The organism is Paenibacillus sp. MMS20-IR301 (genome assembly GCF_032302195.1).
Lineage (GTDB): Bacteria > Bacillota > Bacilli > Paenibacillales > Paenibacillaceae > Paenibacillus_AQ.
Window position 1 is genome coordinate 4,748,900 of sequence record NZ_CP135275.1, and the last position, 14,167, is coordinate 4,763,066.

A 14,167-nucleotide genomic window follows, 5' to 3' on the forward strand; every position below is an offset into this window, starting at 1 on the left:
TTCCTCCCCGTAATGGTATTACTTCAATACATAAGCCGTCTCGAAGCCGGACTGGATCGCCTGCCCGATTCTGCCTGGCTTCGCGGCGTCGCCAAGCAGCTTCACCTGCGGCATTACCCGCTTAAGTTCATCGGCGAGCCCGCGTTCCGATCGGACACCGATGGACAGCACTACAGCATCCGTCTCCAGAACAGAAATTTCACCGGTTGCTGTATGCTCCAGTACGATAGCGTTATCCTTCACCTCTACCAGCTTCATTGCGGCCAGCAGCTGCACACCGTCCTTCTTCAGCCGGGTGACGATATCGATCAGGTTCGGCAGATAAGCATCCGGGCCAATCCTTGGCTGCATCTCGACCACGGTCACCTGATTCCCCCGTGCGGCCAGATATTCTGCGGTCTCAAGGCCGGTCATTCCTGAACCGATTATCACAGCCCGCTTATCCCTGATCACTGCCGCTCCGCTGAGCACATCGATCACCGTGCAGACATTCTCCCCGGTCACTCCCGGAATTGCCGGTACAACCGGAGCAGCCCCGGCGGCTACGAATACCGCATAAGGATCAAGCGCCTGCAGCTCCTGGGCGGTCGGTCTTGCGGACAGCCGCACATCGACATGAAGCTGTTCGAGCTGATGCTCCATACTGTCAATGAACCAGTTCAGCTTCTCCTTCAGCGGCGGACGGCTGCCCAGCTCCACACTGCCGCCCAGCACCTCACGCGCTTCGAACAGCACTGGCTTGAACTTCCGCTCGGCCAGAACCCGCGCCGCCTCCATGCCGGCCGGTCCGCCGCCGACCACCGCTACCACCCGGCCGTCCCCGTTCTGTTCCGGCTCAGGGAATTCCAGCTCCCGGCCGGCTCTCGCATTGACTGCACATTTGATCACCTTGCATTCCATCACTTCCTGGATACAATACAGGCAGGAGATACAGGTTCTGATCTCTGCTTCCCTGCCCTCCGCCGCCTTGTTGCCCCACTGCGGATCAGCCAGCAGCGCCCGGCCGAGTGCCACGAAATCGGTATTGCCTTCCGCAAGCAGGCTCTCGGCGAACTCGGGCCGTCGGATCACATCGCAGGCGATGACCGGAATCTGCACCGCCTGTTTCATGGCAGCGGCGAGATGCTTCTTCCAGCCCTGCGGATAGGAGATCGGTTCAATAATCGTATTCGACGATTCATAGGTGCCAGCGCTTACATTAATGCAGTCTACACCGAGCTTCTCCAGCTGCTGCGCGGTAAGCAGCGCTTCTTCAAGAGTGATCCCTCCAGGCACGAACTCATCCCCGTCAATGCGTACGGATACCGGGAAGCCTGCTCCGCAGGTCTTCTTGATCCCTTGCACAATCTCGCACAGGAATGTCATCCGGCCTTCCAGCGGGCCGCCGTATTTGTCGGTCCGCAGATTGGTCAGCGGGCTTAGGAACTGGCCGATCAGATATCCGTGGGCACCGTGGATTTCGACTCCGTCAATTCCCGCCAGCTGGGCAATGTACGCGCCGAAGACGAACTTGCCCACCAGCGCTTCGACTTCCTCTGTTGTCAGCTCGCGGGGCATTTCGCCAATGGCTGAAGACATCACTGCACTCGGGGCAACGATCTGCCTGCCGCCGATCAGGCGGCCGTGATTCTGCCGGCCCGGATGCTGCAGCTGAAGGAAGATCCGGCTGTCATGGCGGTGTACGGCCCGGGCCAGCTTCTCCAGGCGGGGCACATACAGCAGATCACTTGCGTTCAGCTGATTAGGTGTACCCACTCCCGTCTCATTGTCTACGCGGGTAATTTCCGTAATGATCAGACCGCAGCCCCCTGCCGCCCGTTCCTCATAATAAGCGATCATCTCATCCGAAGCTTCACCGCTGGCCGCAGCCAGTGATGTGCCCATGGCAGGCATCACGATCCGGTTTTTCAGCTCAAGGCGTCCTATTTTTCCTGCTGCAAACAGTTTCTCGTATTTCATCTGCTCAGCACCTCCACCTCTAGTGTAAGACTGCCGGGACTTTGTGAATATATTTACAAGCGCCAAAAATCACTTCTTTATAGTGCACAGTGCACTATGATAATAAGGGGGCGATACCAATGGATACTTCCTTAAATGAACCGCAGCGTGACCGGATGGAAACCGAGCATTTCACCGCAGCCTTGTTCACAGCATACATATCAGGCTTCGGTTTGACCGGTATTGTGCAGACGGCAGCAAGCCTGCTGCGCAATCCTGTCATTGTGTTCGATGCAAGCTTCAGAATAGTGGCCCACTCCGGGCATGAGGACATGGATGATTATATCTGGAGCGAGAATATCCGCAGGGGATATTGCTCGTATGACTTCATTGCGGCTGTGAACAGAATGGACAGCGTCCGGCGGGGCAAGCAGAGTGATGCTTCCTACGAGGTGGCCTGCGAAGAGACCGCGAATACCAAGCTGATCTCCAAAATTAAAGTAGGCGGCAAACAAATCGGCAATGTGCTGCTTCTGGGCTGCAGGCAACCGTTCCGTCCGCTGGACCGTGAACTGCTGTCCCTTACCGCTACAGTGCTTGCAGAAGAAATGGGCAAGAGCAGCTACTACCGGAACGCCAGAAATATAAAAGTAGAGGATATCCTCTGCGGGCTGCTGGAGCAGCAGTTGCAGGACAGCAACACCATACAGGAGCGTCTGCAGTCAGCCGGCCTACGGCTTGGGGATACACTGCTCGTGCTGCTGTTCGATCTGACCGGGTATGTCGACTCCGGGCGTTATGACGACTATTTAAGTGAGCGCTTGCAGCACCTATTTCCCGGCAGCCCCTGCACCTACTATGAAGGGCGTATTGTCCTGATCCATAACGGCAGCCTCGCGCGGGAGCTTGTCCGCGGGCCGCTGCAGGAATTCCTCAGCAGTGCCGGCGTCAGTCTGGGCATCAGCAGCAGCTTCTCCAGCCTTAAACAGTGCAGACTGCACTATCTTCAGGCGCTGAGCGCCCTGCGGATCGGCCGGATTCTCTGCCCGGAGCGGAAGTGGACCTATTATGCGGATATCCAGCTCTATGAGCTGCTGCCTGCAGAGGTGCTGTCGGGCGAAGAACGGCTCTACCGCCATCCGGAGCTATGGAAGCTGCAGGAGTATGATGCCGCCCATCAGTCAAGCCTGTACCATACATTCTACGTCTATCTCAAGCATAACCGGAACATGCAGCTCGCCTCCGAAGAGCTGTACATCCACCGGAATACTCTCCGCTACAAGCTTGATCATATCAGCCGGCTGCTGGAGGCTGATTTCACCGATTCCGAGAAGATGCTGGCCTACTACATCTCCTACAAAATCGCTGATTTCTGCGAAAAGGCCCGTGAACAGCAGATACCTCTGCCTGTGAGGTAAGCGAAAAGCCCGGCAAAGTAAGAATAGGATACGCTTTCCAGCAGGATAGTTGTATCTTGTACACTTAAAAGTGATGATGCGGCGTTCGTACATCATATAACTGTAATCTGGAGTCAATTTCATAATTCAAAACCCTTGCTATATCTGGTTTTGTTGAGCATAGAAAAAGGAGTACCTCCCCACATTCTCGAATTTATAGGCGACGAAACCCACCCGAGAACGAAAAGAGGTAATCCCTATCTATTCAATTCGACAAGAAGAACTGTTTTCCTTTAAGGAATTGTTCCAGATGAACCCCGAAGATAAATACAACCATATTTTTGAGCACTTAGATCTCTCCAAGGTGCTGCACACCCTCCGGAAAAAGAGTAACCGTGGCCGACCCGAAAAACTGAATGTACCTGCGATGATCTATTCATTGCTCATCGCCAAAATGGAGAACATCGAGTTTATTTCTTCTCTGGTCTGGCGTCTTTTGCACAGTGAAGAGTTTCGGGCGCAGTGCCGATTTACCGGCTCCGACAATATCCCGAGTGAAGCCTCGTATTCCCGTTTGATTCATGCGCTAGAGCAAACCGGAATGCTCGAGAACCTGCAGGATTCGTTGGTCCTGTCTGCCCTAGAGGAAGGGTTTGTTAGCGGTACACATCTCGCCGTGGATTCCTCTATTGTGGAGGCTTGGGATTGCCAATTCAGCGAAGCTGCGGCGAAACGCCGCGCCGCTCGCCGTCCACCAAAGCCAAGTGAGGCTTCGGTGGCAGAGCCGCAGCTCCAGTTTGAACTCCCGGAGCCGAAGCCCACCGTAGTGAACGGGCCACCGAAGAAACCTGCCTACGCCAAGCGTGGACGTCCATCGCATGCAGAACGAGAATGCCGACGGGAGGAACAAGAAGCTTATGAACAAAGCCTCGGACCGTTTCAGAAAACCATTGAAGCAATGTTGCCTTACACCTATGACGAACTGTTGGCCGCGCTGCCCCGGCATGCCGCACGTTGTGACAAGAAAAATACGAAGGGGCGACTCACCAGTTATTACGGGTTCAAGGCAAATCTGCTGGTTGATACGGACAGTCAATATATTGTTAGTGGCTTATGGAGTTCAGCGAATCCCAATGACCAGCGTATGGCGGTTGTTCTCCTCAAAGGCCTGCTTCTGAAGTTCCCTTCGCTAAACGTAAAGCATATCTTGGGCGACAAAGGGTATGACAGTTCAGCCATTTACCAGTTGATTCATTCCTTAGGCGCTTTTCCTATTATTAAAATGATTCACCACAAAAAACCGCCCGAGGGGATGAACCAGGATTACACCCCTGTGTGCTCGCAGGGACACGCCTACCGTTACGACAGTTTCGATGCCAAATACGAAACGCTGCGTTACACCAGGCCGAACCAGTGTAAAGACTGTCCATTTTCCGAATCCGGCTGCCAAAAAGTGTTTAAGATCCGAATTCAAACCGATTTGCGAAAGCACGCTTACCCAGCAAGAGGGAGCGAGAGCTTTACGCAACTGTATAACAAACGAACGGCTGTAGAACGTGTTTTTGCCTACCTCAAAGAGTATTTTGGGATGAAACGCACACGTCACCGCGGCGTCCGGGCAAGTGTCGATTTCCAGCTCAGCACATTGGCCTACAATTTGAGTAAGTTTGCGCTAGACAAGTTGAACAAGCAGTTGAGTAACTCCCAGCAAGTGGCCTAACTTTTTTTAAAAAACAAACTCAGCTTTTGGCCCAGTCTTGCTATTCAGCAAACTGAATTATGAAATTGACTCATCTGTACAACTAAATCAGCCAAAATGGGCTGAAACAATCCGTAACTGACCGTTTAATTGTACAGAATACAACTAAACAGATAATTGGCAAAGGAACCGGCAATTTAGTTGTACAAAGTGCAATTAAGCTATGAGGGATGCTGCAAAAACAGATGATCAGCTCCATACTGACACACCTCCAGCTCCCGGCCTCCTGCCATCCTCCAACAGCCTGCAGCCAGGCACCGGACCGGCACCTGATTGCACTTTGTACAACAGAACCGGAAATAATCCAGCTATAATTGGATTCTGCTGTACTTTGTGCAATTGATTCCGGAATTCCTGCCTGTATCAGGCCCATTCCTGCAAATCTATTGTATGAACTACACTAGATTGCATTTTAGAGGAGTTTTACCGAGTTTCTATTGCACATAGTGCAATCACTACTCTCCCGATCAGAGGCAGCGCGGGTCAGAGCTCGCCCAGCAGCACAAACATCCCCCGCTCGTCCGTAGAGCGGGGGATGGCTAAGCTTGCGGCGGGTCTATTACTGACCCGCAAACGATTCTAACCGTAAAAAGCCTGCAGCTGGCGCACAATCTCCGCCTTATCATGATCAACTACGACCTGATGCTGCGGCTGCTCGAACAGGGCGGAGATCTGCGCCGGGAATTCCTGCTTGATCCCGGTCAGGGCAATCGCCTCGTCGAACTTGGCCGGATGTGCAGTCGCGAAGGCGATGCTGGTCTCATCCGCTGCGCTGTACTTCTCGTAAGCCGCAACGCCGCAGGCGGTGTGCGGGTCCAGCAAATAACCGGATTCCTGCTCGTATTTGCTGATCGTCTCCAGGCACTGTGCGTTCTTGACGCCAAGCGCGGAGAAATCCTTCTGCACCCGGGCGAACAGCTCACCGTCTACAGTAATCGCGCCTTCACTCTGCAAGGCGGCCATATAAGCAGACAGCTTCACATGGTCTTCACCCACCAGGTAATACAGGTAACGCTCAAAATTGCTCGCCACCTGGATATCCATCGACGGGCTGTAGGTGCCAGTGAAGCTGCCCGGCTTGTACTCCCCGGTCAGCACGAACCGTTCAAGGATGTTATTCTCGTTAGTGGCGATGATCAATTTATGGATTGGCAGACCCATCTGCTGTGCCAGGAATCCGGAGAAGATGTTGCCGAAGTTGCCCGAAGGCACGCTGATATTCACCTTTTTCTTACCACTGTCCGGAAGCTGCAGATAAGCATAGAAATAATAGACGGTCTGGGCCAGGATCCGCACGAAGTTGATCGAGTTGATGGCGCGCAGGTGGTAACGCCCCTTGAAGTCGAGGTCGGCGAACAGCTCCTTGATGATCTTTTGACAATCGTCGAAGTTGCCTTCCACCGACAGGTTCAGCACATTGCTGTCATCAACCGTGGTCATCTGCAGCTCCTGCACCTTGCTGACCTTGCCGTGCGGATGCAGAATACAGATCTTGATGCCTTCCTTGCCGCGCACACCCTGAATGGCTGCCGCTCCGGTATCGCCCGAGGTCGCGCCGAGAATGTGGATGATTTCGCCCCGCACCTTGGCAATATACGAATACAGCTCGCCCATGAACTGCAGCGCCACATCCTTGAAGGCAAACGTCGGCCCGTGGAACAGCTCCAGCACATACAGGGAATCGTTCACCTTGTGCAGCGGCGTTACTTCCGGAGCGCGGAAATTGCCGTAGCTGGTGTAGACCATTTTCTTCAGATCATCATAAGGAATTTCATCATTAGTATAGTAGGAGAAAATCTCTAGGAACAGCTCCTGGAAGCTCAGGCTTCTCCACTCTTCCAGCTTCCCAGGGGAAATCACCGGAATCAGTGCAGGCACCATCAACCCGCCGTCATCCGCCAGTCCCATCAGAACCGTATCGATAAAGCCCCTAGCAGCCACCTTGCCTCTTGTGCTTATATACTCCATACCACTCTCATCCTCCTGAACCCCTCTTTATTTACCTGCTCTTATAAAAGCTTTAAGTTACTCTACATAGTAACACGTTTAAGCGTTAAAGTCCGTAACTTCTGCACACGTTATTCCTGTTTCTGCTGGAGCTCCTTCCAGACGGTTTTGTTGCTGTATTTCTTCTCCGTGCTGACATCCTGGCCGAACCAGTCTGGCGGACTGAAGCTTTCCGCTTCCTCCAGGGAATCAAATTCCACCTCAAGCACCGTCAGCTCCAGCTGAGTGTAGAGATCAATCTCCACCGTGGTGCCGTTCCACACTCCGGTAATGCGTGTTTTGACTAGCGGAACAGCCTTTACAGCCTCAATCATCTGATTGTACAGCCCCGCCGAAATGTTATATTCGATCTCCTGGCGGCTGATGCCTTTGCCATCCTTGAACGTGTGTGTGTAGGTCACTTCGCCCGTATCCAGATCGCTGATCTTGCGCACCCGCAGCTCCTGTCCGTCCTCAATGGCCAGGTAAGTCTGGTCAATACTGTGCCGGGTGAGCACCTTCAGCTCTCCTTCTTGAATAAGCCGCTCCGGATATTCCGGCAGCAGAAATTTGCGTTCGATCTCCATAGCCATGCCGCTTCTCTCCTCTGTGTACGATCCTAAATGTTACATATTATTTATCATCATAGGGGCGGGTCATACGCAAGTCAACCGCTGGCAGCGGATTCTTAGGGAAACAGGCGGTCGATCGGCCCGATGTCATAATGATTGATGATTTTAAAAGAGCCGCTGCTGTATTTGTCTCTGCGGTCCGCGTCGCTGATGGAGATATACTTCTGGTCATCGACCCAAATCATGAACCGGAAGCGGTCATTTACGTCTATTTTCATCCAGTAGTTTCTATTGAACTCATGAGAGGCATACGAGCTTCTTAACCTGACGCCTTCAAAAGCATCCATAATCCCGGCAATGTCTGCCGGATCGGTCACTGTGACCGTAACTTCATCAGCCTTATCCGGATAGGACCGGATAATCTCTATAGAAGTAATCTCATTCAGATTGATCCGGCTGGAGACCCTTGCCTCGAACGAGGTGAACATCTGGACGAGCGTACCTACGTGATATACCACAAGCCCCAGCAGAAAAATAAGCAGAAAAATCCGGCCCAGGGTAAGCTTTTTCCAGATGCGTGGACGGTTCAGGTCCTGATCCCCCTGCCGGTCTTCATCCTTCCTCTTCCAGTCTGTCTTGGCCATATTAAACGCCTCCTTCTCCGGAATGATCGTGTTGCTTCCATTATATACAAATTTCCTGAGCAGGGATAATTGATAAGGGGACAAATAAATAAAGGAAGCCAGGGTTTCCCCCTGCTTCCTTCAACATTATAATCCCTGCGGCCCGCCCAGTACATCCTCCAGCTTCTTGAGCTTGCGGTAAATGACCGAGCGGTCCACGCCCAGCCGCTTGGCGGCTTCGGCCGCATTGCCGCCGCATTCGGCCAGCATCTGCTTAATGAAGCGGCCTTCTGCAATGGCGGCGAAATCCTTCAGCGAGCCGGCCCGCTCGCGGTTGCGGAAGATGAAATGATCAAGCGCGAAAGCATCATTCAACCCTTCCTCACTGGTACGCTCATCAGCCTGAACGTTCCCTGTGATAACAAGCCGTTCAATGTAGTTGCGCAGCTCCCGGGCATTGCCGTGCCAGGGCTTGTCTAGGATGCGCTGGAATTCGTCCGCACCCAGCACATACCGCTTGCCGTAAGCAGCGTTGAAATATGCGATGAAGCTTGAGGTCAGCCCGACAAGATCCGGCTTGCGGCTGCGCAGCGGCGGAATATGGATCGGTATGACATTGATCCGGTAGTACAGATCCTCGCGGAACTGCCCCTGCTGCACCATGCTCCACAGGTCGCGGTTCGTAGCGCAGATGACCCGGCAGCAGACCGGCACCGGCGCCGTCCCGCCGATCCGGCGCAGCTCACTGCTCTCCAGCACATGCAGCAGCTTGGCCTGCATGTCGAGCGGCATCTCAGCGATCTCATCGAGAAACAGCACGCCGCCTGCGGCCAGCTCAACCAGCCCTTTTTTATCGTCTGAAGGCTCTGCTGCCCGGCGTTCGCGTCCGAACAATTCGTATTCGAACGAATCTGCGGGAATGGCGGCACAGTTGACCGGGATGAACGGGCCGTTCCATCTGGAGCTTTTGCGGTGAATATATTTGGCGATAATCTCCTTGCCTGTACCGGATTCTCCAAGGATCAGCACCTTGCTGTCATAGGAAGCAATCTGGTTGCAGACCTGGATAATCTGCTTCATGGCCAGGCTCTCCGCCACGATGCCGGCCGTCATCTCCGGGTCCGGGCGTATTCCTCCGCGCCGGGGCCGGGCATTAGGATACGGGGGCGGGCTGGTCTCTTCCCGCACGGCTTCGCCGGGATAGCTGTTGGAGCTGGTGACGACAAGCTGAACCTCGCCCTCCTGATTCAGAATCGGGGTAGCGGTGGACATGACATTGAAGCCTTGTACCGTCCGGATAACCATCGACACCTTCTTTTTGCCGCCAATGGCCTTCATCGTAACCGAATCGCTGTAATAGCCGGCCCTGACCAGATCCTGAACATTATATTTGAGCAGCTCTTCGAGCGGAATGCCGATCGTGAGCGCGGTAAATTCGTTGGAGATCAGAATGTTGCCCCGTGCGTCAGTAACAAATAACGTGCCTGGTGACTGCCCGTCGAACAGGCCGGCATATTCGTTCGCGCGGCCGTCCTGGCTGCGGTTCATATACAATCACCTCCGGAGGATAAGATGGATTAAGGGTAAGTTCGCTTTACCTCTACACTCTAACTCATTCTTTACTGCAGATCTAGTTTCCAAATAAAGAACGAGCCCAGACAGTCAGCCTGCAATAAAAGAAGGCCGGGACCCTCCCCGAAAGAAGTCGTCCCGGCCGGGAAGTCCAACAACACGCGAATCCGGTTTATCTTAGGCTTGAACCGTTACCTTCGCTGTGATGCTGAGTGCTCCGAGGCGCGCAAGCTGCTGCTCTGCCTCTGCGAACATGCCCGTGATCATCTCTTCAACGCTGGTCAGCTCATTGCACAGGCCGCAGATCTGTCCGGCCATAACCGAGCCGCGGTCGGTATCACCTTCGAAGACAGCGCGGCGCAGGGAGCCGAGGCTGATTGTCTCCAGCTCCTCGCGGGAAGCATGCTCACTCTCCAGCTTGAGGAATTCGGCGATCATACTGTTCTTGATACTGCGTACGGGTCCGCCGAGGCTGCGCCCGGTTACTGTCGTGCTCGTATCATCGGCGTCGAGTACCGCCTGCTTGAAATTCTCATGGGCCGGGCACTCGAACGTAGCCAGGAAGCGGGTGCCCACCTGTACGCCTTGTGCACCAAGCGCGAAGGCTGCCGCGATGCCGCGTCCGTCCGCAATACCGCCTGCGGCAACGACCGGAATCGAGACTGCGCTTACGACCTGCGGCACCAGCGCCATTGTAGTCGTTTCGCCCACGTGGCCGCCGGCTTCTGTGCCTTCGGCAACGACCGCGTCAACACCAAGTGCTTCCATTTTCTTGGCAATCTTAACGGATGGAATCACCGCAATTACGGTTACGCCGTTCTCCTTAAGTACTGACATATATGGAGCCGGTGTTCCTGCGCCCGTCGTTACAATCTTCACGCCTTCCTCCAGGATCACCTGGATCAGCTCAGGGATATTCGGCATCATCAGCATCAGGTTGACGGCGAACGGCTTGCCGGTTGCTGCTTTGACTTTGCGAATCTCTTCGCGGAGCACGTCAGCGCTCATACCGCCGGAGCCGATGATCCCAAGACCTCCGGCATTCGATACGGCACTGACTAGGGGTTCACGAGCGATTTGTGCCATAGCCCCCTGGAAAATCGGATACTCTATACCAAGCAATTCTGTAATAGTCATGAATAATTCCTCCAATTAGGTTTAAATTGATGTCTGCTGTACCTTTATAGGCTTGCGGATACGGGATACATAATCAAGCTTATGCAGCGCGGTTAGGCGTGACTGGAGCAGCTGTATTCTTGTTCTCCATGGCCTTGAACACAAAGGTTAAAGCAAATCCGGCCAGGGCAATGACGAGTGCGATATAGAAGGCGTTGGTGAATGCCCCGCCGTTCGCGGCAGCAACCGAGCCGGCAATCCGCGGGCCAAAGAAGGCTGCGCCCGAATAGCCGATGAATGTTACACCATAGTTAACGCCGTAATACTTCATCCCGAACTTCTCCCCGACAATCGACGGGAAGATCCCCATCGTGCCGCCGAAGCAAAGGCCGATTCCGATGATCGCGACAGCAAAGCCGGTAACCGATGAAGACAGCGCAATGGTCAGCATCATCGCCGCGATGACCAGATAGATGGCCATCAGGCATCTGGTGCGTCCGATGCGGTCAGACACCGCGCCCCAGACAATGCGGCCGAGGCAGTTACAGAGTGAATACAGACTGACGAACAGGGCGGCGCTGGCGGCTGTCAGGCCGAACATCGTCTGGCCGATGACAGAAGCGTTGGCGGTCACCATCATGCCGGACAAGGCGCCGATCAGGAACAGGCAGGCAATGACGTAGAAAATCGGCTTACGGATGATTTCATTCCAGTTGAAGCTGATGCCTCCGGGGCGTCCGGCTGTAACCGGCGGCGTCCAGCCGGGCGGCGTATACAAGGCCGGAGCAGCCTTAACGAGTGTGCCGCAGCCAAGGATGACGACCAGGAAAGCTCCGCCAAGCATCATCATGGCCGACTGCACGCCGGAGCCGGTAATCAGGGCATTGGCGATGGGGGCAATGACAATCGTCCCTCCGCCGTAGCCTGCGGTAACGAGCCCGGCAGCCAGCCCTCTTTTATCCGGGAACAGCTTGACAGTGTTGCCGATGGTAGCCGAGTAGACGATCCCCTGTCCAATGCCTGTAATCACACCGTAGGTCAGGTAGAGCATCCACGGTGCAGTCGCCAGTCCTGACAGGATAAAGCCGATGCCGAACATCGCCCCGCCGAGGAAGATCGCCTTGCGGGCGCCCCCCTTGTCGACGAGCTTGCCGCCGAGAATCATCGGGATTGGCGAGATGGCGCCATTGATGGTGAAGGCCATCATGATCTGCGGCATCGTAGCGCCGAAGACTTTGCTTAGCGGCATTGCGAACACGCTGAAGGCGTAGATCGAGCCTACACAGATATTGATCAGAACAGAGACGATCAGGATGGTCCAGCGGTTCAGTTTCGGTTGGATGGATGAATTCATGGCTTGTATTCTCCTCTTCAATTGGGGAATGGATTAGCCGATGGCGACCGGCTCTTGCTGGCTCTGCGGAGCCTTGCGTGCTTCAATAATGGATTTCAGGCTGCCCCATGCCTCCCGGAACATTCCAGGGTCCATCGGTCTGAGATCCGCTGCGATAGCCGGCGCGAATTCCATCTGGTCCAGGATGTCGCGCTGCAGATCAATACCCGGTGCAATCTCTGTCAGCGTCATAGCCCCGGCACGCAGTTCAAATACGGCACGTTCCGTGATATAGATCACCGGCTGTCCGACTTTGGTAGCGTAAGAGCCGCTGAATGTAACCTGCTGGACCTTCTTCAGGAACTTCTTCGCTTTGCCTTCCTGCACAATCTTCAATTGTCCGTCCTCGACCTTAACCTCAAGCCCGCCTGCGGTAAACGTACCGGCGAAGACCAGCTTCTTGGCCGCCTGCGAGATATTGATGAAGCCTCCGCAGCCGGCAACCCGGCTGCCGAACTTGCTCACGTTAACGTTGCCGAACTGGTCGGTCTGTGCCAGACCCAGGACAGACAAGTCAATGCCGCCGCCGTCGTAGAAGTCAAACTGCGCATCGTGGTCGACAATCGCTTCGGAGTTGTAGGCGTGGCCGAAGTCCTTCAGTCCGGCCGGCACGCCGCCGATGGACCCGGCTTCCGTCGTCAGAATGAGCTGATCGCTCACGCCTTCTTCGGCAGCTATCGTCGAGACATTGACCGGAATGCCGACGCCGAGGTTAAGCACGGTATTAGGCGCAAGCTCAGCGGCTGAGCGGCGGGAGATGACCTTGCGTTCGTCGAGCGGAATCGTCTCAATGGCTTCGAGCGGAATCTTCACTTGTCCGGAGAACGCCGGATTGTACAGCGTGTTCTCTGTCTGGAAATGGTTCTCCGGCCTTGCAACAACCAGATGGTCAATCAGGATGCCCGGAACCTTGACGTCCTTGGGATTCAGTGTGCCGTTCTTCGCAACCGTCTCCACCTGGGCAATAACGATGCCGCCGGAGTTGCGGACAGCCTGGGCAATCGGGAGCACCTCCATGTGCAGCCCTTCCTTCTCCAGTGTCAGGTTGCCGTTCTCATCAGCGACTGTACCGCGGATCAGTGCAACCTGAATGGGGAACGTCTTGTAGAAGAGCCATTCTTCGCCTTCCAGCTCAATCACCTTGACCAGATCCTCCTTCGAGGAGGCTGACATCCGGCCGCCTTCGAGGCGCGGATCCACGAAGGTCTCCAGCCCAACCTTGGTAATGACCCCCGGACGCTTCGCTGCAATCTCACGGAACAGCTGCGTAATGACACCTTGCGGCAGGTTGTAGGCTTCACACTTGTCTTCCTCGATCAGCTTGGCCATGCCCGGTGAGGCGATGGCGATCCCCCCGATCCAGCGCTTGATGAGCCCTTCATGTCCAAGATGGCTCATGCCCTTATCGCGGCGGTTGCCGACGGCGCTGGCGTGCATGACTGTCAGGTTACGCGGTGCACCGCTCTTCAGGAAACGTTCCTCGATGGCAATCCCCATCTCCTCCGCCCAGCACGAGAGGCCGAATCCGCTCGCTGCCACCGTATCTCCGTCTTTAATTAATGCTGCGGCCTCTGCAGCCGAAATCACTTTCGACATATTCAATCACTCCTTGATAAGAATGGAAAAAGCATTATGTTTACGAATGTGAAACAATTCACTTTAACCGGCAAGTCATTTTGTGAAATATTTCACCTGTAGAATAACGCGCCGGAAAAACATCGTCAACGCCGGGAAAAGCTTTGAAAAACCCGCTTAAAATGTGTTGCAATAATGCGACTGGGCCGAGGGTACAGGAAAGAAAACCACAGTTT

10 protein-coding genes are annotated in these 14,167 nt (G+C 54.6%); 2 read left to right on the top strand and 8 right to left on the bottom strand.

The window, feature by feature from the left end:
* Positions 1-18: 18 nt before the first annotated feature.
* A complete protein-coding gene (locus LOS79_RS20390; RefSeq protein ID WP_315411925.1) occupies positions 19-1,959 on the bottom strand; it encodes an FAD-dependent oxidoreductase in 1,941 nt (646 codons plus the stop codon).
* A gap of 119 nt (positions 1,960-2,078) precedes the next feature.
* Between LOS79_RS20390 and LOS79_RS20395 the strand changes: the two genes are divergently transcribed.
* Together LOS79_RS20395 and LOS79_RS20400 are read left to right on the top strand one after the other, a co-directional pair.
* Entirely contained in the window at positions 2,079-3,356 is a 1,278-nt protein-coding gene (locus LOS79_RS20395; protein ID WP_315411927.1) for a PucR family transcriptional regulator, read from the top strand.
* Positions 3,357-3,645: 289 nt separating this feature from the next.
* Positions 3,646-5,055 (top strand): transposase, encoded by a 1,410-nt coding sequence (locus LOS79_RS20400; protein WP_315411930.1) that lies wholly within the window; start codon positions 3,646-3,648, stop codon positions 5,053-5,055.
* Positions 5,056-5,673: 618 nt separating this feature from the next.
* Here LOS79_RS20400 and thrC read toward each other — a convergent pair.
* The 7 genes from thrC to LOS79_RS20435 form a co-directional block, all read right to left on the bottom strand.
* Positions 5,674-7,062: a threonine synthase gene (gene thrC / locus LOS79_RS20405; RefSeq protein WP_315411932.1), complete on the bottom strand. Its 1,389-nt coding sequence runs from the start codon at positions 7,060-7,062 to the stop codon at positions 5,674-5,676.
* A gap of 110 nt (positions 7,063-7,172) precedes the next feature.
* Positions 7,173-7,673 carry a CYTH domain-containing protein gene (locus LOS79_RS20410; protein ID WP_315411934.1) on the bottom strand — a complete coding sequence of 167 codons (501 nt, stop codon included), beginning with the start codon at positions 7,671-7,673 and terminating at the stop codon, positions 7,173-7,175.
* A gap of 95 nt (positions 7,674-7,768) precedes the next feature.
* Positions 7,769-8,296: a hypothetical protein gene (locus LOS79_RS20415; protein WP_315411935.1), complete on the bottom strand. Its 528-nt coding sequence runs from the start codon at positions 8,294-8,296 to the stop codon at positions 7,769-7,771.
* A 126-nt stretch (positions 8,297-8,422) separates the two neighbouring features.
* Complete coding sequence (locus LOS79_RS20420) at positions 8,423-9,823, bottom strand: sigma-54 interaction domain-containing protein (RefSeq protein WP_315411936.1); 1,401 nt, start codon at positions 9,821-9,823, stop codon at positions 8,423-8,425.
* 201 nt (positions 9,824-10,024) lie between these two features.
* A complete protein-coding gene (locus LOS79_RS20425) occupies positions 10,025-10,984 on the bottom strand; it encodes a DUF561 domain-containing protein (RefSeq protein ID WP_315411937.1) in 960 nt (319 codons plus the stop codon).
* A 79-nt stretch (positions 10,985-11,063) separates the two neighbouring features.
* A complete protein-coding gene (locus LOS79_RS20430; RefSeq protein WP_397386805.1) occupies positions 11,064-12,305 on the bottom strand; it encodes an L-lactate MFS transporter in 1,242 nt (413 codons plus the stop codon).
* 45 nt (positions 12,306-12,350) lie between these two features.
* Positions 12,351-13,952, bottom strand: coding sequence for an acyl CoA:acetate/3-ketoacid CoA transferase (locus LOS79_RS20435; protein WP_315411939.1), 1,602 nt, complete (start codon positions 13,950-13,952; stop codon positions 12,351-12,353).
* Between the last annotated feature and the right edge of the window lie 215 nt (positions 13,953-14,167).

What these genes read in the sequence shown, in the direction of transcription:
- LOS79_RS20390 (WP_315411925.1), bottom strand. Translation starts at nt 1,959, where the DNA reads ATGAAATACGAGAAACTGTTTGCAGCAGGAAAAATAGGACGCCTTGAG.
- LOS79_RS20395 (WP_315411927.1), top strand. Translation starts at nt 2,079, where the DNA reads ATGGATACTTCCTTAAATGAACCGCAGCGTGACCGGATGGAAACCGAG.
- LOS79_RS20400 (WP_315411930.1), top strand. Translation starts at nt 3,646, where the DNA reads ATGAACCCCGAAGATAAATACAACCATATTTTTGAGCACTTAGATCTC.
- thrC (WP_315411932.1), bottom strand. Translation starts at nt 7,062, where the DNA reads ATGGAGTATATAAGCACAAGAGGCAAGGTGGCTGCTAGGGGCTTTATC.
- LOS79_RS20410 (WP_315411934.1), bottom strand. Translation starts at nt 7,673, where the DNA reads ATGGCTATGGAGATCGAACGCAAATTTCTGCTGCCGGAATATCCGGAG.
- LOS79_RS20415 (WP_315411935.1), bottom strand. Translation starts at nt 8,296, where the DNA reads ATGGCCAAGACAGACTGGAAGAGGAAGGATGAAGACCGGCAGGGGGAT.
- LOS79_RS20420 (WP_315411936.1), bottom strand. Translation starts at nt 9,823, where the DNA reads ATGAACCGCAGCCAGGACGGCCGCGCGAACGAATATGCCGGCCTGTTC.
- LOS79_RS20425 (WP_315411937.1), bottom strand. Translation starts at nt 10,984, where the DNA reads ATGACTATTACAGAATTGCTTGGTATAGAGTATCCGATTTTCCAGGGG.
- LOS79_RS20435 (WP_315411939.1), bottom strand. Translation starts at nt 13,952, where the DNA reads ATGTCGAAAGTGATTTCGGCTGCAGAGGCCGCAGCATTAATTAAAGAC.